The following is a 20,890-nucleotide window of genomic DNA, read 5'->3' on the forward strand; positions in this document are numbered from 1 at the left end:
AATGCAAAAATTTTCATTTGACTTAAAATTTCAACATAAAAAAGCAAGAACTGGTGTTATTACTACTAGGCACGGTCAGATACGTACCCCAGCTTTTATGCCAGTCGGTACGAAAGGTACGGTAAAAGCCATGTTACCCGAAGCAGTGGAGTCTACCGGAGCTGATATAGTACTTGGTAATACTTATCACTTAATGCTGCAACCAACTGCTGAAAGAATTGCTCAGCTTGGGGGCTTGCGTAAATTTATGAACTGGTCAAAGCCTGTACTTACTGACTCAGGTGGTTTTCAGGTCATGTCCCTATCGAAATTACGTAAAATTACCGAAGAAGGTGTAATTTTTAACTCTCATATTGATGGTAGTAAGCATATGTTAACTCCCGAACGTGCAACTGAGATACAATATCTTCTTGATAGCACTATTACTATGGCGTTTGATGAATGTACCCCATATCCTGCAACATTTGAGCAAGCAAAATCATCTATGGAATTGACATCTAGATGGGGAGAGAGGTCAAGAAAAGCCTTCGTTCAAAGAGAAGGTTATGGTCAATTTGGTATTGTACAGGGGAGTATATATCAGGAGTTACGTGTTCAGTCAGCACAGAATTTGGTAGAATTAGATTTTGAAGGGTATGCTATTGGAGGTCTAGCAGTAGGTGAGGGGCAAGAACTGATGTTCAATGTGTTAGACTATGCTCCGGATTTGTTACCTAAATATAAGCCAAGATATCTTATGGGGGTTGGTAAACCAGCTGATATTATTGGTGCGGTTGCAAGGGGAATAGATATGTTTGATTGTGTTATTCCAACCCGCTCGGGTCGGAATGGTCAAGCTTTTACTAAATATGGTATAGTGAATATTCGCAATAGTAAGTATAGTAGTGATCATGAACCGCTAGAATATGATTGTCCATGCCCAGCATGTAAAAATTATAATAAAGCTTACTTACATCATTTGGTAAAGGTAAAAGAGATTCTAGGGGCGGTACTTATGACGTGGCATAATTTGGTGTATTTCCAAGAATTAATGTCAAGAATAAGGCAATATATTCAACAAGGGAAAGACTTTGATTTTGAAAATTAGTTATAAAAGACAATTTCAAGTATATCTTTATAAGAAAATATCAATTAGCAGCTGTAAATAAATAATAAATAGTATAAAATAGCCAAATAGTTTGAAAGACAATAGATTGATTACAGAATGTTAATATATAAACGTTATATAATAAGAAATATTGTACCATCCTTGGTGATAATTATTTTCTCGATCACTAGCCTTGTATGGATTACTCAGATATTAAAGTTTTTATACTTAATTGATAAAGGAATAAAAGCTCAGGATTTCTTAAATTTAATTATTTTAGTTATTCCATCTTTGTTATTTATTTTGCTACCTTTTGCAACTATTATCACTATTATTTATACTTATAATGCTTTAAGTGAGAGGCGTCAAATAATTATTCTACAAAATTTGGGATTAAGTAATATACAACTAGCTAGTCCAGCATTGATTGTAGCCTTGACAGTTACGTTATTTGCTTATTATATTTCGACTAGTTTATTGCCATTATCTTATGCAAAGCTTAAATCAGATCTTAACTTCCTGAGAAATAATTATGCATCCACTCTACTAGATGAGAAGACATTTAATACAATTTCTAAAGATATCACAGTTTATTTTGATAAAAGATTGGCTGATGGTACTATGAAAGATTTAATCCTTTTTGATAATCGTAAACATGATAATCATGCAATTTTATTTTCTAGATCGGGGATATTTAAAATATATAATAACTCTTCGTTTGTTCAGCTAAAAGATGGGGTTAGGCAGGTATATGACTATAATGGTAATTTAACTAATTTATCATTTGATGTTCTAACAGTAGAATTAGTCAGTAATGATGCTAAAAGATTGGTAAAGGAAGAGTATAGTCGAGAAATCAATGAATATTATATTCATGAATTATTAAAACCCAGCAATAATCTATCGAAGCAGAGGAAGATTAAATTAGTTGCTGAGGGACACCAAAGGTTGATTTGGCCAATGTATAATTTTGTACTTGTTTTTCTAACATTGTCGGTTTTTTTAAGACAGTCTTATAATAAAAAATCTAGTCTAAGGCAGATTTTAATTACGGCACTTTCTGCAATAATTATCACATATTTACACTTTGTATTACAAAATCTTGCTTCTAAAGATTTAAATTTTATCTTTGCTTGTTATGCTAACATTATTATCGCTATTATTTTAAGCCTGTATTTATATTTTCGTAAAATTATATGAGTTTTCAAGATTTACCACAATTCCTAAAAATTTTAGAGCAAAATGGTCTCTTAAATCGTATATCTTATCCTGTATCATCTAACCTTGAAATAACAGAAATCAGTAGAAGAGTTTTAATAAAAGATGGTCCGGCTCTTTTGTTTGAAAATGTTATTAGAGATGATGGGACTAAGTCTGATATGCCAGTTTTAACCAATTTATATGCCAGCACGCGGCGGATTGCCTTAGGACTTGGTTTAAAAAATACAGAAGAGTTGAGGAAATTTGGTGAATTGCTAGCTTTTCTTAAAGCACCAGAACTACCTTCTTCCTTTAAAGAAACCTTTGCTATGTGGCCACTCGCCAAAAGAATATTGGCTATGTCACCCAAGATTTTGTCAAAAGCTCCTTGTCAAGAAGTGATAATTAATGATCCTGATGTTAATATATTGCCGATACAAACCTGCTGGCCTCTTGATATTTCACCGCTACTTACTTGGTCAATAGTTGTTACAAAAGGACCTAGCTTAGAAAAAATAGATAATTTTAACCTTGGTATATACCGAATGCAAGTAGTAGAGCGTAACAAACTTATTATGCGCTGGCTTAAAATGCGAGGTGGAGCACAACAACATAAGCGTTGGCAATCAGCAAAGATTGAACCTTTTCCTGCTGCAGTGGTTATTGGGACAAGCCCTGCTGTAACTATGGCTGCTGTTATGCCGCTGCCCGATAATATGTCTGAGTATAATTTTGCTGGATTATTAAGAGGTAAGTCAATTGAACTGGTAAATTGCGTCAGTATAGATATGAAAGTGCCAGCTCATAGTGAAATTGTGATTGAAGGGCATGTAAGTTTTGAGGAATATCTACTAGAAGGACCATTTGGCGATCATACAGGTTACTATAATGACGTTGAATATTTTCCAGTATTTAATGTTAAGACTATTACTATGAAAAAGCAACCTATATATTTAAGTACTTATACTGGTAAACCCCCAGATGAGCCATCTATACTTGGTGAAGCATTAAATGCAATGTTTATTCCGATAATTCAACAGCAATTTCCAGAGATTGTTGATTTTTGGTTGCCACCTGAAGGTTGTTCTTACAGAGTTGCTGTGGTATCTATTCGTAAGGCTTATGCAGGTCATGCAAAAAGAATAATGATGGGGATTTGGTCATTTTTAAGACAATTCATGTATACAAAATTTATTATTGTGGTAGATGATGATATAGATATTCGTGACTGGAAGGAAGTGGTTTGGGCAATATCGACTAGGGTAGATCCTTCTAGGGATACTACTTTTATCGATAATTCACCAATAGATTATCTTGACTTTGCCTCACCTGTGTCTAGCCTTGGTAGTAAAATGGGAATAGATGCAACTAATAAAATAGCCCCAGAAACTAATAGAGTTTGGGGTAAGAAAATAGAAATGACTAGCGAAGTTGTGGAAAAGATTGATAAAATTTGGGATATGCTTGGTATGTCTACTTGAAACTCGATAATCAAGTTTTTTAGAATTATTAAAAAATACGTCTATTAGCGAGGAGACCGTAGCACAACTGTTGAAAGTTAAAAATCGTCATCGCGAGGCTTTGACAGACGCCGTGGCGATCCAGGTAAACAGCGAAGCTGTTTTTTTAGAGTAACGCTTCGCGTATCTTGGATTGCCGCGTCGCTGTGCTTTGCACAGCTCCTCGCAATGACGATTTTTTAACTTTCAACAGTTGTGCTCCACACCCTTGCACATAAGCGAGTTTCGAAAGAAGTCTATTGACTTATTAAATAATTTTTTCTTAAAACACTTAGTGTTAGAAATTTATAGTATATATTATATACTCAAATGACTTGAAGAATTGGAATTGGGTATAATTGATAATATTTCTAGTGATGAAATAATCAAAAATATAAAAAAAGTTAGTGATAAATACCAAGAGATAATACTTTGTCTTATGCAGGGTAGGGGGAATATGATCCCTGAATCTCTTATTGATATGGATAAAAATAAAGTTATATTATCAAGCTTAAGTGAACAATTTATAAAAAATCCTGAAAAATTTTGGCAGCTAAATATTCAGTACGTTGAGAAATTTCAGAATCTTGTCATAAATTCAGTAGAGAAATTTGTAGGGAAATCAACCACTCCTCTTTTTTCACCAAATAGTAAAGATAGAAGGTTTAAGGATTTAGCTTGGCATGATAATGCGTATTTTGATTTTGTTAAGCAATTCTATTTAATGTCTTCAGAATGGTTACAGGATAATATCGAACAATATGAACTAGCACCTGACCTTAAACAACATTTGGCATTTATGACGCATCAATTTATTAATGCCTTCTCTCCGTCAAATTTTGCTTTTGGCAACCCGATAGTTCTTAGTAAAATTTTGGAAACAGGTGGTCAAAATCTTGTTCAAGGCTTAGAAAACTTTCTTGCAGATATAAGAAATTCTAGTGATATATTCAATATAAAAACTACCGATAATAATGCTTTTTTACTTGGCAAAAATATAGCTACTACTAAAGGAAAAATTGTTTTTCAGAATCAATTAATACAGTTAATATGTTATGAACCTAAGCAAAAAACACGGGCAATACCATTACTTATAATTCCACCCTGTATTAATAAATACTATATACTTGATCTATCTGAACATAATTCAATGGTAGCGTTTCTTGTCGAACATAATTTTCAAGTATATATGGTTTCTTGGGTTAATCCCGATGAAACTCTAGCTGATAAAAGTTTTGAGGACTATGTAAAAGAAGGAGTTTTAGAAGCTTGTGAATATATAATGCAGTTTGGATATAACCATATTAATGCTATTGGTTATTGTATTGGTGGAACTTTTCTTGCGACTGCCATTGCTTATCTGAAGGCAAATAATTTAAATTATATTAATAGTGTCAGCTTTATTACTGCCCTTTTAGACTTTAAAAATCCTGGGGAAGTAAGTATTTTTGTCAATGAGTCATCGATTGCCATGATCGAACAAGAAATGAATTCTAAAGGATATTTTGATGGTCGTTATTTGTCGAATAGCTTTAGTTTGCTAAGAGCTAATGATTTAGTATGGTCGTTTTTTGTTAATAACTATCTGCTTGGTCAAACTCCAATAGCATTTGACTTATTATATTGGAATGCTGATCCAACGAATTTACCAACTAATATGTATAGCTATTACTTACGTAATATGTATCTAAATAATTTATTGAAAGAACCGAGTAACTTATCATTATTTGGTACGCCAGTTGATTTGAGCAAGATTGACTGTAATTCTTTTTTCCTTGCTGCAAATGACGATCATATAGCTCCGTGGCGATCGGTGTATGAAGGATTAAAACTATTAAAAGGTAACAAAACCTTTTGTCTTACAAGTTCTGGACATGTTGCAGGTGTGGTTAATCCTCCTGCAACGTCTAAATATAATTATAAAACTAATAAAGACATAGCCTCTACTAGTGAATCATGGTTTATTAATGCTGACGAGCATCAAGGATCATGGTGGTCTTACTGGCTTACTTGGTTAGAAGATAATAGTGGTGAGTTAATAAAATCAATAGATTATGGTAGTTTAAAATCCATCGAACTTGCCCCCGGCAAATATGTTCATAAAAGAATATAACCTCTAACTTTTTTACCTAATCTCAACTTGATAGAGCTAAATAAAGTGAGCCGATGAAAATATAGAATCAATTAATGTGAGCCAAGAAATTTTGAGAGTCAATTAAATCAAGCTAGACTGTATTTTTAAAGTCAGTTAATTTAAGCCGCTTGTTGCTGATGAAAGCAAGCCAGTGTCATTTCAAAATCAGGTCGTCATAATTAAGGAAGCTGCTTTAAGTATTTATTTTTAATAGCTCTCTAATTTTGGTAATAGATAATTTTGTCATTCTAGAGATTTCTTCAATAGAACTACCACTTTTTATCATCGTTTTTACTAATCTAGCTTTACCTCTAGCTTCACCTCTAGCTTCACCTATTTGTTCCCAATGTTGTGCCAAACTACCCATAAGCTTTGTACCTGTTTCCTGATTTAACTTACTTGTTAATAATTTTTCTAACTCTATTCTATCCGATTGATCTATTTTTGTCAAAGTGTAAGAAAGAATCATTTCAATATAGTTATAGCCGATAGTCACTTTGGTCAATTCAGGTAAAATATTGGCTATTTCCTGCCATTTCTTTAATAGATTACGTTTTTTTATATGTTTCATAAAAAATTCAAGAATACCTGACCACACTCTTTTTTTCAGTTCCTCATCAGCAATATCATGCACATTTACTAGTTGATAATCATTTGCCCAAATATCCCTAACTAATTTACTATTGTCAAATAAACTCCACAAATTACGAGACACATTATATTTTCTTGTGCCGTTAAAAAATATTAACGGATAGACTAACGGTAAAGTTTTGGTTTTAGGATTCTCAGTTAAATATCTGTCACAAATATTCATCATATATTTGAAGAGACGGAAAGCCATGAAATGATCAGGGCTGCTTTGATGCTCGACGAGCAGGTACAGATAACCATCTTGCTTACCAAATTTAGTATAAAACAACACGTCTGAGATAGTATCTCTTAAATTTGGTTCAACAAAAGTTGTATTGTCCATTTCTAGGCTAGTGAAATCTACTAAATCCTTAATATGTTTAGGTAAATGGGCATCAAAAAATTCATGTGCTACTAGTGGATTTTCCATAGCTTTACGAAAGATTTGATCATGCTTTAAGCGTTCAGCCATTTTCCTTACCTATTTTAACAAATCTTACAAGTTTTATATAGTTCATTGATGAGAATTTAGTGACGTCGTCTTCGATCACTCTCCTATTATCTATAGGCTTCGCTCCATCGTTCTTGCTATCCAATTCTCCTGAATTGACTATATTTGAGGTTACTTAGAAACTCTTGCTACCCTTATAGTTATTATGTCTGAATTTAATTCAACATTAGTCATATATTCTAGCGTGAAATCGCTAGCAAATTCACTTAAGGTTTGCTCAAGAATGAATGTACTATGTTGCTCAACTATTTGCATAACATCCGGTTTGCCTATGACTTCTAGGAAGATTCTATCATTCATGGCAAAATTGGCATCTTTTCTCGTTTGTTGAATAAAGCGTACTAAATCTCTTGCAATACCTTCTTCGTATAGTTCTTTTGTTATTTCTAAATCCAGTAATATTAGTCCATGATTATTAGCTAAAGACTTTGTACCTTTAACATTTTTAGGTTCTAAAACTAGAGAGAACTCACCTTGATTTAATGTTTCTCCCGCTATTACTAGATGCTCATTCATCAGTTGCCACTGATGGTTTTTAGAAGCTATTATGATATCCTTGACTTTATGAGGTAGACGTTTTCCTAAATTAGGGAAGTTAATAGATAATTTGTAATCAGCATGATTTTCTACATCATCTTTATAAATTACCTTTTTAACATTAATCTCATCTTTAATTAATTCTTCAAATTTTACTAGTAATTCATTATTTTTACTAATGATCGTTAAACTGCTAAGTGGTTGCCGAACCCGGATATTTTCGTTACTTCTAATGAATAAAGCATTACTACAAATATCTAATACTTGATCCATGATGCTGACTAAATCATAATCGACTTCTATCATATCAAGTTTAGGAAAATCCGCTAAATGAACACTGCCTCCTTGCTTTTCTAGCCTTGTAAGTCCTAAATAAATTTCCTCAGAAATTAATGGTAGTAAACTAGATTGAGCAATAGACATTATTTCAAGACAACTATATAAGGTATTATAAGCATTTTCTTTATCTTGATCTTTTTCAATTTTCCAAAAACGATTCCTACTTCTTCTAATATACCAATTATTTAATACTTCAAAAAAATTGCCGACATTATTATAAGCTATTTGAGTATCAAAATTATCTAGCCCATACTGGATTTTTTCTACTGATATTTTTAGTTTTGATAAGATATAACGATCTAGCACATTTTGAGAATTAAAGTTGCTTTCCGCTTTTATCTGATCGCTATTAGCATACAGAGTAAAGAAATGGTAAGCATTCCAAATGGGCTTGATAAATAAACGTAAGCTCTCATAAACCATTTTACCGTCTTTGTCGATCAGCAGTTCCTGACCTTTGACTACATTGGAAGAGAGCATGGTAACTCTTAGAGCATCAGAACCATATTTATCAAATAATTCTAGCGGATCAGCATAATTATTAAGACGCTTTGATAATTTTTGCCCGGTGCTGTCTAATATAACCCCATGGCAAATACAATTTAAAAAAGGTGGTTGGTCAAAAAGGGCTGTTGACAGTACCATTAAAGTATAGAACCAACCGCGTGTTTGTGCTGAATATTCTACTATAAAATCGGCAGGAAAATGCTTTTCAAACCACTCTTTATTTTCAAATGGATAATGTACTTGCCCATAAGGCATAGAGCCGCTTTCAAACCAGCAATCAAAGACATCTTCTACTCTAACCATCATTGATTTACCGGTTGGATCATCCGGATTTTTTCTAGTTAGTTGATCAATAAAAGGCCTATGTAAATCGGTAACTGTAATCCCAAAATCTTTTTCTAACTCCTCTATTGATCCATACACATCAATCCTAGGATAAGCCGGATTATCTGATTTCCATACAGGTAGCGGTGTACCCCAAAATCTATTGCGGCTAATTGACCAATCCCTAGCATTTTCTAGCCATTTGCCAAATAAATTATCCTTGACATGCAAGGGTATCCAGTTAATTTGTTGATTTAATAGGACCATTCTGTCTTTAAATTCGGTAACTTTTACATACCAAGAAGGAACGGCTTTGTATATAAGAGGGGTGTCAGTACGCCAACAATGGGGATAATTATGAATATATTGCTCGGTTTTAAGCCAATTACCCTGATTTTTTAGCTTAATAATAATTTGATCATTAGCATCAAATACTTGCATACCAGCCAAGTCAAAAATTTCTTTGGTGTATTTCCCGCTACTATCTACCGGACAAACTAGTTCTATACCATGGGCTGCACAAAGAATTTGGTCTTCCTCACCGAAACCTGGAGCCATATGAACGATACCAGTGCCGTCTCCCTCAACAACAAAATCTCCGGAAAGTACTTTAAAGCTACTTGGATGATTGGCAAAATAATTGAATAATGGCTTGTAAGTGAGATTTAATAGGTACTTACCTTCAATTATATCATAATTTTTTTCATCACTAAGTCCTAACTCTTTTTTATATTTAGCCAAAGCAAATTTAGCCAAAATATAACAAACCTGACCATTTGGTACTAAAGCATATTCAATATCAGGTCCAATAGCTAATGCTAAATTAGCTGGCAAAGTCCATGGCGTCGTAGTCCATGCCAGCATTCTGTACTCGTTATATTGTACAGAATTTGGTAATTTATCCTCAAGTACAAAACTTACCGTAACTGCCTTATCAGTTCGTTCTCTATATGCATTATCTAGCCTTGTTTCAAAATTAGATAAAGGCGTTTCACATGCCCAAGAATAAGGCATTACTCTCATTGATTCATATAGCAGTCCTTTGTTATATAATTCTTTGAAAGCCCACAGCACAGATTCCATAAAAGCTTTATCCATGGTTTTATAGGAATTGGTAAAATCCACCCATCGTGCTTGTCGATTAACATATTCCTGCCACTGATTAGCATATTTCATGACCGATGATCTACAATGCTCGTTAAATTTATCAATACCAAAATTGATAATGGTCGTTCTACCAGAAATACTTAATTCCTTCTCTGCTTGCATTTCGGCAGGGAGTCCATGACAATCCCACCCAAAGCGTCGCTCGACTCTTTTGCCTTTACTAGTTTGATAGCGTGCATAAACATCTTTGATAAAGCCAGTTAGCAGATGACCATAATGTGGTAGACCATTAGCAAAGGGTGGACCATCATAAAAGATGAATTCGTTATTTTGTCCATTATTTATTGATGGTCTAGCATCTATCGTTTTTTGGAAAATATTATTCTTCTGCCAATAAGCTAAAATCTTTTTTTCAATCGTTGGAAAATCGGCATTAGATTGGATATCTGGGTAGTATTTATTAGTCATGTTGTAATCTTGATTATTATAAAAATAGTCGAATAATTGGTATATCGACGGGATTTGGTAATTTAAAAATATTCTTACATTTAGAGAACATAGTTATGATACTAGATAAAGACTTGGTAATATATTTATCGGTATCTATATTATTTTCTGACTCGTCTTGAATGTAATAGAGTATCGAACTTATATAAACGCTAAATAACAAACTTCTCTTAGTATAATAATTATGATCTATAGATGTATCTCCTGCATAACGCCAAATTAAATCGCAGGTACGAAAGGCTATTTTTGTAGCAAATAGAGTGTTTGATGGTGTGGTAAAATAAGTACGATTCTTCAAATGTATACTCTTCTGCTTTGAAGAATTGGTTTTTGCAAATACTTGCGGGGTATTCGCGTACTCACGTACTTCATGTACGCCTAGTCCGTTCACCCCTTGTTTATTGTCCCCATTCTCCAAATCATTTGAGTATACAAGTTTAGGTGTACAATTTTTTATTCTAACTTTTAAGGCTAAATCAATTTTATCCCTTATTTTAGCTGGGGTTTCTTGCTGAGATAATAACTCAAGCATTTTTTGGTCTTGCCAGCTTTCAAAAAAATCAACTATTTCCCTTAGACCATTTGGAAAAATTATATGACAATACCCCTTAACAAAACCACATTCCTTTTCCGCATCTGCCAATAATTTATTATTCCACTCATCAAAGATTAGCAGTTTTGCTAGAACTTGTACAAATTGTACTTTCAAACTATGATATTTTTCGTAAGTAGTCATAAAAAATAGTCGTTAAATGCATCTTTTAATCTTGACATATAAGCTTAGTATATAGATAATGTTACTATCATTCAATAGTCTAATTTATGCTAAATAGGGGGTAATTAAAAGTGATACTAGTAAACGTTCATGCTGGGAATGGTGAGCAAGCAATTAAAAATTTGAAAAGAAAAATGCAAAGAGAGCTTGTGTTCCGTTCAATGAAAATGTCGCGTTTCTATGAACCTCCTTCAGTAAAACGTGTTCGTAAAGATCAAGAAACAGAAAGAAGAAAAAGAAAAGTTGCTCGTAAACAACTAATGGAAGGTTAATCGAGCTTAAAACTATTATATCTGCGAAGTAGGGCAGTTTAACTCGATAATCAAGTTTCTCCTTAACCGTCATTGCGAGGAGACCTAAGGTCGACGAAGCAATCCAATATATTGGCTTACCTATGCCTAATCTCTTGGATTGTTTCGTTGCTACTAAAGTAGCTCCTTGTTAATAGATAATGGTTGATCAACTCCTCAGCAATAACATTTGGGTGATGACACAATTCTAAATTTGAGATATTATGATTATTAGACCATATTTTTGCTACATTTTTTTTATAGTTTTAATAATATCATCTTTTATGATGCACACTCACGCAGCTGAAACAAAGAGTGCTAATTTGTATATCATAAGCGATAAAGCTTTTGTTGGGGATCGTAGTCAATTGCTAGGAGTAGCAAGAGAAAGCGAGAAATACTTTAAAAGCAAGTCTGTTACGCTGAATGTTGAGGAATACGATAAATCTCAATTAGAAACCGTTAAGGATCAAATTAAGGGTCAAATTAGCAGTAACAAAAATCTTGCCATTATAGTTTCAGTTGGTTATTACGGCATAGAATCAATAACTAAATTAAAGTCAGATCCTGAACTGGCAAAAAATATTATCGCAGTACATCTTTCTCACCAACTATTAGATAATGGCACTTTATCACACAAGCAACTTGTCCAAGAAAAACGTGATAATTTTTTGGGTGCAGACATAATGGCATTGCCTAGTCATGCATTAGATAAGCAGAATACTAAACTTACTGGTAAGCTTACTGGTGTGAACACTATACTACTTACTACTAATGGGGTGGCTCATAATATGCAGGTCTCTGATATTGAATCAGAATATGCTGCATTTAAATCAATGTTTTCTTCCTTTGATAAATATTTAGCAGTGATTTTAGCAGGGGATGTACCGGAAAATGGTACATATCATTGCTACACAAATAAAGAAGCAGAGAAGTTAGCCAATTATGTTAGTAATCTTGCATTAAAAAATAATTATTTCGTATTAGTATCCAATGGTCCACGTACAGGAAAATATGATTGCCAAAACAATAAAGAACTTAGTGTACATGAAAAAGATAGTATAATGGATACGGTGACCTCAAGTTTCCAAAGGGTTTTACAAGAAAATCGAGTACCCTTTAAATTATTTGACTTTAAGAAAGGACAACCAAGTATGTATAAGGCTATTCTTGGAGCTGTTTTATATAACAAGCATAGTTTGATTATAGTACCAGGTGAGTCTACTTCTATGGTCTCGGAAACCGTAGATATGTTACCTGCTAAAACTGTTACGGTGTATTATAACTCCACAATGAACGAAACCCATAAAAGACATATAAAAAACGAGTTTAATGAAGGAAGAGTGTCAATTATTGATGAGAATATGCATCTTCATTTACCTAATATACCTAATAATATGCGAGTTAAGTATTATTCTGCTAGTGAGAATATAGCTAAGGGCATATATACTTTGTGGCATACTCGTACAGTTAGTATACCAAAGGTTATTAAACTGCCCTGATGTTACCCCTACAACTGTTGAAAGTTAGTAAATACAGCTTCTTTATACGTCATTGCGAGGAGACCGTAGGTCGACGAAGCAATCCAGTAACATCATTTATCTATAGATTGTTTCCTAGATTGCTTCATTTAAGCTCGCAATGACGTTGTGGTATAGGTATTTGTAAACTTTCAACAGTTGAGGGGTTCTTGCTTTAGCAATAATTCTTATAAATCCACGAAATTAACATAAAGAATTTCCAATAATCTAGAGATTTTACTTCTAAAAGTTGTTTTTAACAACTTTTGAAGTTATAGTTATACTCTAATTTTTATAATATTAATTTAGATAATTTAAACTATGGGTAAATAAAATGTCATTACCAGAATCAGAAGAAGCTTTATCCGCAATAAAACAACTTCAAGAAAAGATGAAAACTGAGCAGGGTATATTTGAAGAAGCTAATAAAGACCTCAAAGTGCTACAAAGAGATATCCGAGAGAAGCAAACAGCATTAGATACTCTAAGAGAGAATTTGCAGGAACAAGATAAGGATGCATCAGAATTGTTGGGAGAACTTTGGAAACAGCAGGAAAAAATAAAAGGACACCTAGCTGCTCAATCAGCAGACGAAATAAAAAAAGCAGTTCAAGAACAAAATGAATTTATAGATTTAGAGTTAGAACTGATCAAGCAGCAATATGAATTGTATTAAATCTTGAGCTATGTCGAGAGTTTGAGCAGTTTTTACATGGAGATGGAAAAGATACTTCTCATAGGAGCATTGAACACAAAGAGGCATTTGATAAATTTCTTGCAGGAAATGAATTACTTAGCGAAGATAACAAAGAACAATTACTTGAGAAAAATTTGCAGCTTATGGTCGAGCTTAATGCCAGTATGCAGAATTTAGAAGAAAGAGATAGAAATTTAATAGAGCTAAAAAAGGAGTTACAAAAGAAAGATTTAGCTGATAATTTGACAGTTGATGCTCAGCCAATACTACAAGAATTGTTTAAGGAACGTCAAGCGGAGATAGAAAAAGATATAAAAGCTATTTCAGAACAAGAGCCTATACTAGCAAAACAATATGAAAATATAATACTCCAGGAAAAAGAAATAAAGACAATCCAAGACGAAATAGATGCAAAGACTAAAATCATTAAGCAAAGCAAGCAAAAAGAAGAGCAGTTGTTTGAAGAATTAAAGCAATTGGAACAAAAATCTTACCCCCCTCTATCCAGTGCAAAACAACAAGAAGGTTCAGTTAGCCAGTATTCTATATTACAAGAAAGAGCTAATGATGCTGAGGCGTCAGTGAAACGTCAAATTGAGATTAATAAGTTGAATGAACAGCTTAAGATTGCACAGGGTAAAATAGATGATCAAGATCATCAATTACAGCAATTAAAATCATTGATAGATACGGAAAAATTATCTGCAGAACAAGAAAGCAAAAAAAATCTAGAACGAATAAGTGAACTCCAAGAACGGATTAGGGAACTGGAGGGAGAAAAGGAAGAGCAACAACAATCTACGATATCTCACGGACGTAGTTGGGCAGATGAACTACAGGAGCTAGGTGAATCAGATGGATCTTTGTCAGATCAGATAGATAAGTTAACCAGTGAAAATGATAAATTAAGAGCTAAGTTAGAAGCTACAGAGAAAAATGCAAAAGAACAGCTAGAGGTACTTAGTGTGGAGAAAGAATTAGAGTATAAAGCAAAAGAAAATTATGCAGCAAAATTGCAAGAGGCAACTGAGAAATTATCGGAACTACAATCTCAACTACAATTAGAATTGCAACAAACAAGGAATGAGTTAGAGAAAAAACAAGAAGAGTTAAATTTAGAAAAACTTACTTTTAGAGAGAAAGATGGGCAAAATACAAAATTAGAAGCTAAGCTAGCTGATTTAAACAAGGTTTATGGTGAGTTGCAAAATGAATTAAATGCAGCACAGGAAAGTCATGCAAAGGAATTTAATAGACAATCGGAACTAGCTAAAGAAGAATTACAAAAAAGTCGGAATGAGTTAGATGCGAAACAACAATTATTAGAAAAATCTCAAGAGGAGTTATTATTAGCACAGAATCAATCCAAAGAAAAAAGTGAGCTAACTAAAAAATTACAAGATCAGCTAGCAACAGAAAGTGAGCAGGCTAAAAAACTACAAACTCAAGTAACAGAACTCACTAATAAGGAAAATGAGTTAATGACTAAGTTAGCAGTGGCAGAACAAAATACAGAAAATCAGAAAGGTCAGATAGATAAGCTTACTAAAGAAATAGGATTAGAGAAGAATGAAGCTCAAGCAATACAAAAAAAGGCAGAAGGGTTTGAGGAACAATTGGAGAGAGCCAAAGTAGAACAAGTAGCAGTAGTGCGAGAGCTAAATGAAAAATTATCAGTAGAACAAAAAAAATTTGGAGAAGAAAGTAATAGGTATAAAGAGCTGCAAATTCAGCTAGAAGCAAAAAGTGATCAAGCTGACAAATTACAAGCTAAGCTAGATGGGTTAACCAATGAGAATGCTAATTTAAATACTCAGTTACAAGCAGAAAAAAATGAAAAAAAAGAGCTAGTAGAACTTAGTGAAGCAAAAAATTTAGAGTATAGTAAAGCAAAAGAAAATTATGCAGCGAAATTGCAAGAGGTAGATGAGGAATTATCACAACTAAAATTAGAACAGCAAAAAAGTTGGAGTGAGCTAGAAAAGAAGCAACAAGAATTAATAATCGTTCAAGAAAGCCTAAAGGCAGCTGAGCAAGAATATGGTGTAGAAAGTAAGCAAGCTAAAGAATTACAAGCTCAGCTAGGTGGATTAACCAATGAGAATAATAGTTTAAAAACTCAGTTAGAAGAAATAGAAAATGAAAGAAAACAGTTAGAGGTACTTAGTGGGAAGAAAGATTTAAAGTATAATTATTTAGAGGCAGAATACGAAAAACAACAGGCAGAGCTAAAGAAAATTCAACAAGAATTAACCGAAGCCCAAGAAAAACTAACGTTGGAAAAACTTATTTCTGATGAGCAATATGACCAAAATAAAAACTTTAAAACTCAGCTAAATAAAGTAACCGACGAGAATGCGGGTTTAAAATCTCAGTTAGAAAAAATAAAAGAAGATACAAAAAATCAGCTAGAAACACTTAGTGCAAGAAAAGATTTAGAGTATAATGCCTTAAAAGAAAAACAAAAAGGGGATATAGATGAACTTTGGGGGAGGTTGGAGGTTGCTCAGGAACATGCCCAAAGAATCCAAAAAGATCAACAGGCTAGAATAGCGGAACTTGAAGCTAAAAACGCTAAACTTCTAAGTCAGTTGGAAAAATTACAAATTAAGCCGGAAGTACAAGAAGCTGGGATGGAAACGGATGAGATAGCTAGTAAGTCAATAGGTACGGAAACAGAGACTATTACTAAAGAGTTTAGAGCAGTTGATAGCCAAACAGATAATAGGCAAAAGTTGTATCAATCAGTAGGTACAGAGTATAGCCCTAGGATGGATAGTGGCATGTCTGTAGATAAAGTATTAGTTCAGGATAAGACTAAGGGTAATGTTTATGACGATGATAAAATATTGCAAGCTTTTAAGGAATTGTCAAGAGAGCAAGTCCGACCAATTGTTAATAAATTTTCTTTGGAATCTACAAGCAGTTTTGCTCAATTTGCCCAAAAAAATGTTGGCGGATTATCCGAAGTATTGCGGGACTCAGAAGTACTACGAGAGATAGAAAATATTGAACAAAGAGGCTATACAGATATTCATAAAAAATTTGCAGCTGAGTATAAAGATATTGAATGGCAAGATAAAGGAGCAGATAAGAGCTTTAGTTTGCAGCAAAACGGTAAGGATGTTGTGACAATAAATGAAACAATATTGAGTCATGATGACAAAAATGCTAAATATAAAACTAGTGAGGGAGAAGAAATTAAAAATGCTCGTATGGTAAATATACCGTTATCTATAGATATGCAGGGGGCGTGCCATATGTCTTTTGCAGTACAAGATACAAATGGACGTAATATTAGTAAAGAAGATGCTGTGTATTTGACTGCTCACTATAAGAATGGCAAGTTGGTGCATCTGACCAAACCTACAGAAATATTTTCTTGTTCTGAGGACAATAAGTCACCTTTATATTTGAAACGTAAGGGTAAAACTTATACTTTACCAGTAGATAAAAGTACTCTTGAGAAACTTGAGCAAGAAGTTCTTAAAAACAAAGGAGAATATGTAGGAATAGTTAAAAATGCCCAAGGTAATATTAGGGTAAATTCAGCTGCTGTTCCCGGGTTGCAACCTGATCGTGTAACAGCTGACCCTCTTTTTAAGGATGCGTCTCAGCTATTACATGATGCTAATGCTACCCCTGCTCTAGATGGTTCTCTAGATAAGAAAGGACTTGCTAATAAACAACCTAACCGAAATGTAGGTGGTGGTAGAGATTGTTAACGAGAGTTGCTAATTATTACATAATTAGCAACTTATATTAAAATTTCACTGATCCATTAACATAGAAAGAGTGGGTAGTAAAACTTTTCTTTAAACTATAATCATAACCAGCACCTAATTCAAGTGCTGATACAGATTGCATGTTTATACAACCTCCTAAAGTGTACATAACATTTTTTGGAGATGGTCTTAGAGATTTTGTGATAGCTACTGTTTGAGTATGCTGTTCTATGCTAGTAAAATTAATAATGTCGGTTGAATTATTTAGTAAAATAGTCTGATCTAGTTTAAAGTGTACCTTAGGAATAATTGAAATATTTTTTACCAAAATGCGTTTACTGAAATCAATGCCAGTTTCAAATGATACTCTTTTTCCTTTCCTAGTTGGTACATTAATATTAAAATCTTTCCTATATTCTGTAAAATTTTTGATTAGAAAACGATCAAATATTATTCCTACCATTGGTTTGAACAAAAATTTATCTAAATCAACTTTATAGTGAGTTTCAAGCTTCGCACGTCCTACATAACCGTTAGTCTTGCTATTAATGGATATAGTGTCTCTTTTCCCTAGATTTTTAATAAAGGCTTTACCATATTTAAGATAAGAACTCAGATACATATTTGGTGATAATGTATATTTGCTGTAAACTGCAGCTACATGTAAAATAATATTTTGCTTGTCATTAAAGATGTTTTGAAATTTAGTATATGAATTTGCATTAGCATATGCGATTCCTATAATAAGTTCATCAAGAGGCTGTGCATCAAAACCTAGAACGAAGCCTTGCTGATTATTTTTAAAGGGTAAAGTATTTCCTTTTTGTTTGCTAGTAGACCTCATAACTTGAATCCACCCTCCTTTTTTAATATAATAATCATTATCCCCTGCCGCTTTTACCGTAGGATTATCTGTTAATAGATTATTTTGATTTCGAGTACTTAAAGCATTTGAAATTAAATCCAAGTAATCAAATTCTATATATGTAGTATATTTTGCTATATTTTGTTCGATATCAAAATTAATAGGTGGGATATAAGATTTTTTTTCAACTAATGCTATAGTTTCTAGAGGAGTTTGAGGTGCAGCTGAAAGAGGCTGCTCATTAGTTACAAAATGTTCATCCTTCTGATGTTCATCTGCATGTTGTCCATCTGCATGTTGTCCATCTGCATGATGTTCAGCCTCAGGAGGTTGATCATTAGCTGCAAGATGTTCATCTGCGTGTTGTTGTTCATCTACATGTTGTCCATCTGCATCATGTTCAGCCTCCTGAGGTTGATCATTAGCTACTATTGGTACAGCATCTTCTTTAAACAATTCTTCTAACCCAAGATTATCTTCATCAAATATATCATGTTCAGCCTTAAGAGGTTGAACTGCAGGAGGATTATTTTCTACGTGGACTACATCTGCAGGAGGTTGAGGTACAGCCTCAAGAGGTTGAATTGCATGATGTTCTTCCTCGGGAAGTTGCTCATTAGCTACTATTGGCACAGCTTCTTCTTTAAACAATTCTTCTAACCCAAGATTATCTTCATCAAATACTTCATTTTGAACAACAACTACATTATCATGTACAGCTATACTCCTTTTCTGCCTTTTAGTTTTGTAAAGTTTCGATGGATTCTCATATTCATGTAGTTCTATGTTGTTTTCGCTTACCCCTTGTTTATTGTCCACATTGTATACTACAACTTGGTCAACTACTGTGTGCGTTGTTGAAGATTGTTCTTGAGTTATTGGTAGGGGGGGAAACGTTACTACTGCTACTTCATCACTAGAATCAAGATTTGAAGCATCTGATGATCTTCTTGAATAATATTGTGGATCGAGTGGTGCTAATGAAGATGACCGTGAAAACCTTTTGGGAGTATCTATGAGTGGTTCATCTTCAGAGTCGCTCCACTCTTCCTCTTCAGATTCTGGTGTGCTGCTGTGATAAGAGAAAAATTCTTCGTCTAGTGATTGGGGTCGGGGGAGTTCGAGGCTAAACGTACGAGTAATAGTTTTATTATCTTGATAATGTTTAGGTTGTTCTGTTTCGATGCTATGCCTGCGAGTAATAATCTCCTTACGTTGATTATTACCGTCATTTTCTGTTGAAAACTCTTGCAATTCATCGTGTAAACTTTTAGTGTTTACTTGTGGTATAGCCTTATTGGTTAGCGTTTCATTATTAGGTTGAGTGGTATCTAATATTAGAGGCGTAACAACAGAAGGATCTATTTGGTATGGTAATATCTCTGTTTGCATATTTAAGCTTGGAGCTGGAGGTTGGTCGTCAAGAGATATATAAGGTGATTTTACTGACACCAAACTATTAGAAGTTTGAGGTTGTGCTTTGATAATAGAAATAATGTGTGCTGCCACATTCCTAAACTGTAGTTTCTTCTTTGGTAAAGCAGGTAAATTAGCCTCTTTACAATCTAACTTAGATTCAAAGTATTTTTTTGTTTCTTCTAACTTGCAGATTTTATCTTTTTTTATATCAATAGAACTTGATAGTTTGTCGTAATTATCTTTTTCTTGGTTGAGTATTGACTCTTGCTGTTCTATCTTACTCATATCCTGTGCCAAATTTTCTAACTTTTGATTTACTTTATTAAGTTTAGTATGGAGAGTTTCTTTTGTGTTATCATCGTACCTTAGGTCTTGTGGAGATATGTCTATTTCTTTTAAAATTTCAACTATACTTGAATGATCTGAAAAATTGTCTTTGTAAATTTCGGGGTCTGTGTTTACTACGTTGTATTCGTTCCCTCTTTGTTTGTTGTTCTCATTCTTCAAGTATACAGCATTTGGATGTGAGATTTCCTCTAATTCTTCTTTTATTTTTAATAAGAATTCGTCCTTTTCCACCAAAGGCTTTCGTTCAGCATCTGATTGAGCTTTATAATATTCTTCATCATTTTTCTTTATTAGTTCCTTTATTTCGGCTAAACCTTTCTCCTTTATACCTTTCCGTGTTTCGTTATCTGATATTTTTTCTTCGATCATTTCTTTCTCTAAACTATAATCTCTGTGTAAATCAAGTAATGTTAAATAATCTGCTTCTAGTAACTCAAGTGTTCCTGGATAATAATTGTTTTGTGAACCAAATTCTTTTTTCAACTCATTGTCATAATCCCCAAATCTGTCTATTATTTGTGAATTACGTGTTCGTTCTAGTATTTTCAACTCACCATGAGCTTCATTAATAAGTTGCCAAGTTGCCTCTATTTCATTTTCAAAGTATTCTCTATTAGTAGTTGGGTCTGGATTAGGTAGATTTATTTTCTCATTTCTTACTCCTGCTGCCAAAACATTAGATGTACCAAACCCTTGTAATAAAAAAAATAGAATAAACAAAAAAAGAAAAATTATGCACCTTGTTACTAAATATCTATTAGATATATTAATAAGAAAATTATTTTGTAACTTGTTAAATAAAACCATTTTATTACCTATCAGTTAATTTATTTATTAAAGATTAATTAATGTTAATGCAATTGTCATAG

At 33.3% G+C, this 20,890-nt stretch carries 13 protein-coding genes; 8 read left to right on the forward strand and 5 right to left on the reverse strand.

Translation table 11 applies throughout. The annotated features are described in order from the left end of the window. Window position 1 precedes the first annotated feature (1 nt). The 4 genes from tgt to ACQH1W_RS01375 all read left to right on the forward strand — a co-directional run bounded on the left by tgt (window position 2) and on the right by ACQH1W_RS01375 (window position 5,899). Window positions 2-1,087, forward strand: coding sequence for a tRNA guanosine(34) transglycosylase Tgt (tgt, locus tag ACQH1W_RS01360; RefSeq protein WP_341760811.1), 1,086 nt, complete (start codon window positions 2-4; stop codon window positions 1,085-1,087). A gap of 117 nt (window positions 1,088-1,204) precedes the next feature. After that, a complete protein-coding gene (locus ACQH1W_RS01365) occupies window positions 1,205-2,287 on the forward strand; it encodes an LptF/LptG family permease (RefSeq protein WP_375332435.1) in 1,083 nt (360 codons plus the stop codon). Beyond that, the gene (locus ACQH1W_RS01370; protein WP_425361085.1) at window positions 2,284-3,768 is read left to right on the forward strand and encodes a UbiD family decarboxylase; all 1,485 of its coding nucleotides are present in this window, start codon (window positions 2,284-2,286) and stop codon (window positions 3,766-3,768) included. Before ACQH1W_RS01365 ends, ACQH1W_RS01370 begins: the two co-directional genes overlap by 4 nt. 367 nt (window positions 3,769-4,135) lie before the next feature. Further along, window positions 4,136-5,899: a PHA/PHB synthase family protein gene (locus ACQH1W_RS01375; RefSeq protein ID WP_425361086.1), complete on the forward strand. Its 1,764-nt coding sequence runs from the start codon at window positions 4,136-4,138 to the stop codon at window positions 5,897-5,899. Window positions 5,900-6,113: 214 nt separating this feature from the next. Here the strand turns inward: ACQH1W_RS01375 and ACQH1W_RS01380 are convergent, their stop codons facing one another. Genes ACQH1W_RS01380 through ACQH1W_RS01395 form a run of 4 tightly spaced genes read right to left on the reverse strand, consistent with a single transcriptional unit; the run spans window position 6,114 to window position 11,118 of the window. Continuing rightward, window positions 6,114-7,022, reverse strand: coding sequence for an Rpn family recombination-promoting nuclease/putative transposase (locus ACQH1W_RS01380; protein ID WP_375332431.1), 909 nt, complete (start codon window positions 7,020-7,022; stop codon window positions 6,114-6,116). Further along, window positions 7,015-7,146, reverse strand: coding sequence for a hypothetical protein (locus ACQH1W_RS01385; protein WP_341762425.1), 132 nt, complete (start codon window positions 7,144-7,146; stop codon window positions 7,015-7,017). The genes ACQH1W_RS01380 and ACQH1W_RS01385 overlap by 8 nt, the downstream gene beginning before the upstream one ends. Before the next feature lie 26 nt (window positions 7,147-7,172). Then, window positions 7,173-10,343: an isoleucine--tRNA ligase gene (ileS, locus tag ACQH1W_RS01390; protein WP_425361087.1), complete on the reverse strand. Its 3,171-nt coding sequence runs from the start codon at window positions 10,341-10,343 to the stop codon at window positions 7,173-7,175. Window positions 10,344-10,359: 16 nt separating this feature from the next. Then, window positions 10,360-11,118 carry a COQ9 family protein gene (locus ACQH1W_RS01395; protein WP_341762423.1) on the reverse strand — a complete coding sequence of 253 codons (759 nt, stop codon included), beginning with the start codon at window positions 11,116-11,118 and terminating at the stop codon, window positions 10,360-10,362. 110 nt (window positions 11,119-11,228) lie between these two features. Between ACQH1W_RS01395 and rpsU the strand changes: the two genes are divergently transcribed. The 4 genes from rpsU to ACQH1W_RS01415 all read left to right on the forward strand — a co-directional run bounded on the left by rpsU (window position 11,229) and on the right by ACQH1W_RS01415 (window position 17,389). After that, window positions 11,229-11,429: a 30S ribosomal protein S21 gene (gene rpsU, locus ACQH1W_RS01400; RefSeq protein ID WP_341748434.1), complete on the forward strand. Its 201-nt coding sequence runs from the start codon at window positions 11,229-11,231 to the stop codon at window positions 11,427-11,429. A gap of 302 nt (window positions 11,430-11,731) precedes the next feature. Continuing rightward, window positions 11,732-12,949, forward strand: a complete 1,218-nt coding sequence (locus ACQH1W_RS01405; RefSeq protein WP_375332429.1) for a hypothetical protein — start codon at window positions 11,732-11,734, stop codon at window positions 12,947-12,949. A 352-nt stretch (window positions 12,950-13,301) separates the two neighbouring features. Beyond that, complete coding sequence (locus tag ACQH1W_RS01410; RefSeq protein ID WP_425361088.1) at window positions 13,302-13,643, forward strand: hypothetical protein; 342 nt, start codon at window positions 13,302-13,304, stop codon at window positions 13,641-13,643. Between the two features lie 164 nt (window positions 13,644-13,807). Then, window positions 13,808-17,389 (forward strand): hypothetical protein, encoded by a 3,582-nt coding sequence (locus ACQH1W_RS01415; RefSeq protein ID WP_425361089.1) that lies wholly within the window; start codon window positions 13,808-13,810, stop codon window positions 17,387-17,389. 37 nt (window positions 17,390-17,426) lie between these two features. On the opposite strand, the gene ACQH1W_RS01420 is transcribed toward ACQH1W_RS01415, so the two are convergent. Then, window positions 17,427-20,828, reverse strand: coding sequence for an autotransporter domain-containing protein (locus ACQH1W_RS01420; protein ID WP_425361090.1), 3,402 nt, complete (start codon window positions 20,826-20,828; stop codon window positions 17,427-17,429). Window positions 20,829-20,890 lie beyond the last annotated feature (62 nt).

The organism is Candidatus Tisiphia endosymbiont of Stenodema calcarata (assembly GCF_964030695.1).
Lineage (GTDB): Bacteria > Pseudomonadota > Alphaproteobacteria > Rickettsiales > Rickettsiaceae > Tisiphia.

Coding starts and splice junctions, on each gene's coding strand:
- tgt (WP_341760811.1), top strand. CDS start 2: ATGCAAAAATTTTCATTTGACTTAAAATTTCAACATAAAAAAGCAAGA.
- ACQH1W_RS01365 (WP_375332435.1), top strand. CDS start 1,205: ATGTTAATATATAAACGTTATATAATAAGAAATATTGTACCATCCTTG.
- ACQH1W_RS01370 (WP_425361085.1), top strand. CDS start 2,284: ATGAGTTTTCAAGATTTACCACAATTCCTAAAAATTTTAGAGCAAAAT.
- ACQH1W_RS01380 (WP_375332431.1), bottom strand. CDS start 7,022: ATGGCTGAACGCTTAAAGCATGATCAAATCTTTCGTAAAGCTATGGAA.
- ileS (WP_425361087.1), bottom strand. CDS start 10,343: ATGACTAATAAATACTACCCAGATATCCAATCTAATGCCGATTTTCCA.
- ACQH1W_RS01395 (WP_341762423.1), bottom strand. CDS start 11,118: ATGACTACTTACGAAAAATATCATAGTTTGAAAGTACAATTTGTACAA.
- ACQH1W_RS01405 (WP_375332429.1), top strand. CDS start 11,732: ATGATGCACACTCACGCAGCTGAAACAAAGAGTGCTAATTTGTATATC.
- ACQH1W_RS01410 (WP_425361088.1), top strand. CDS start 13,302: ATGTCATTACCAGAATCAGAAGAAGCTTTATCCGCAATAAAACAACTT.
- ACQH1W_RS01415 (WP_425361089.1), top strand. CDS start 13,808: ATGGTCGAGCTTAATGCCAGTATGCAGAATTTAGAAGAAAGAGATAGA.
- ACQH1W_RS01420 (WP_425361090.1), bottom strand. CDS start 20,828: ATGGTTTTATTTAACAAGTTACAAAATAATTTTCTTATTAATATATCT.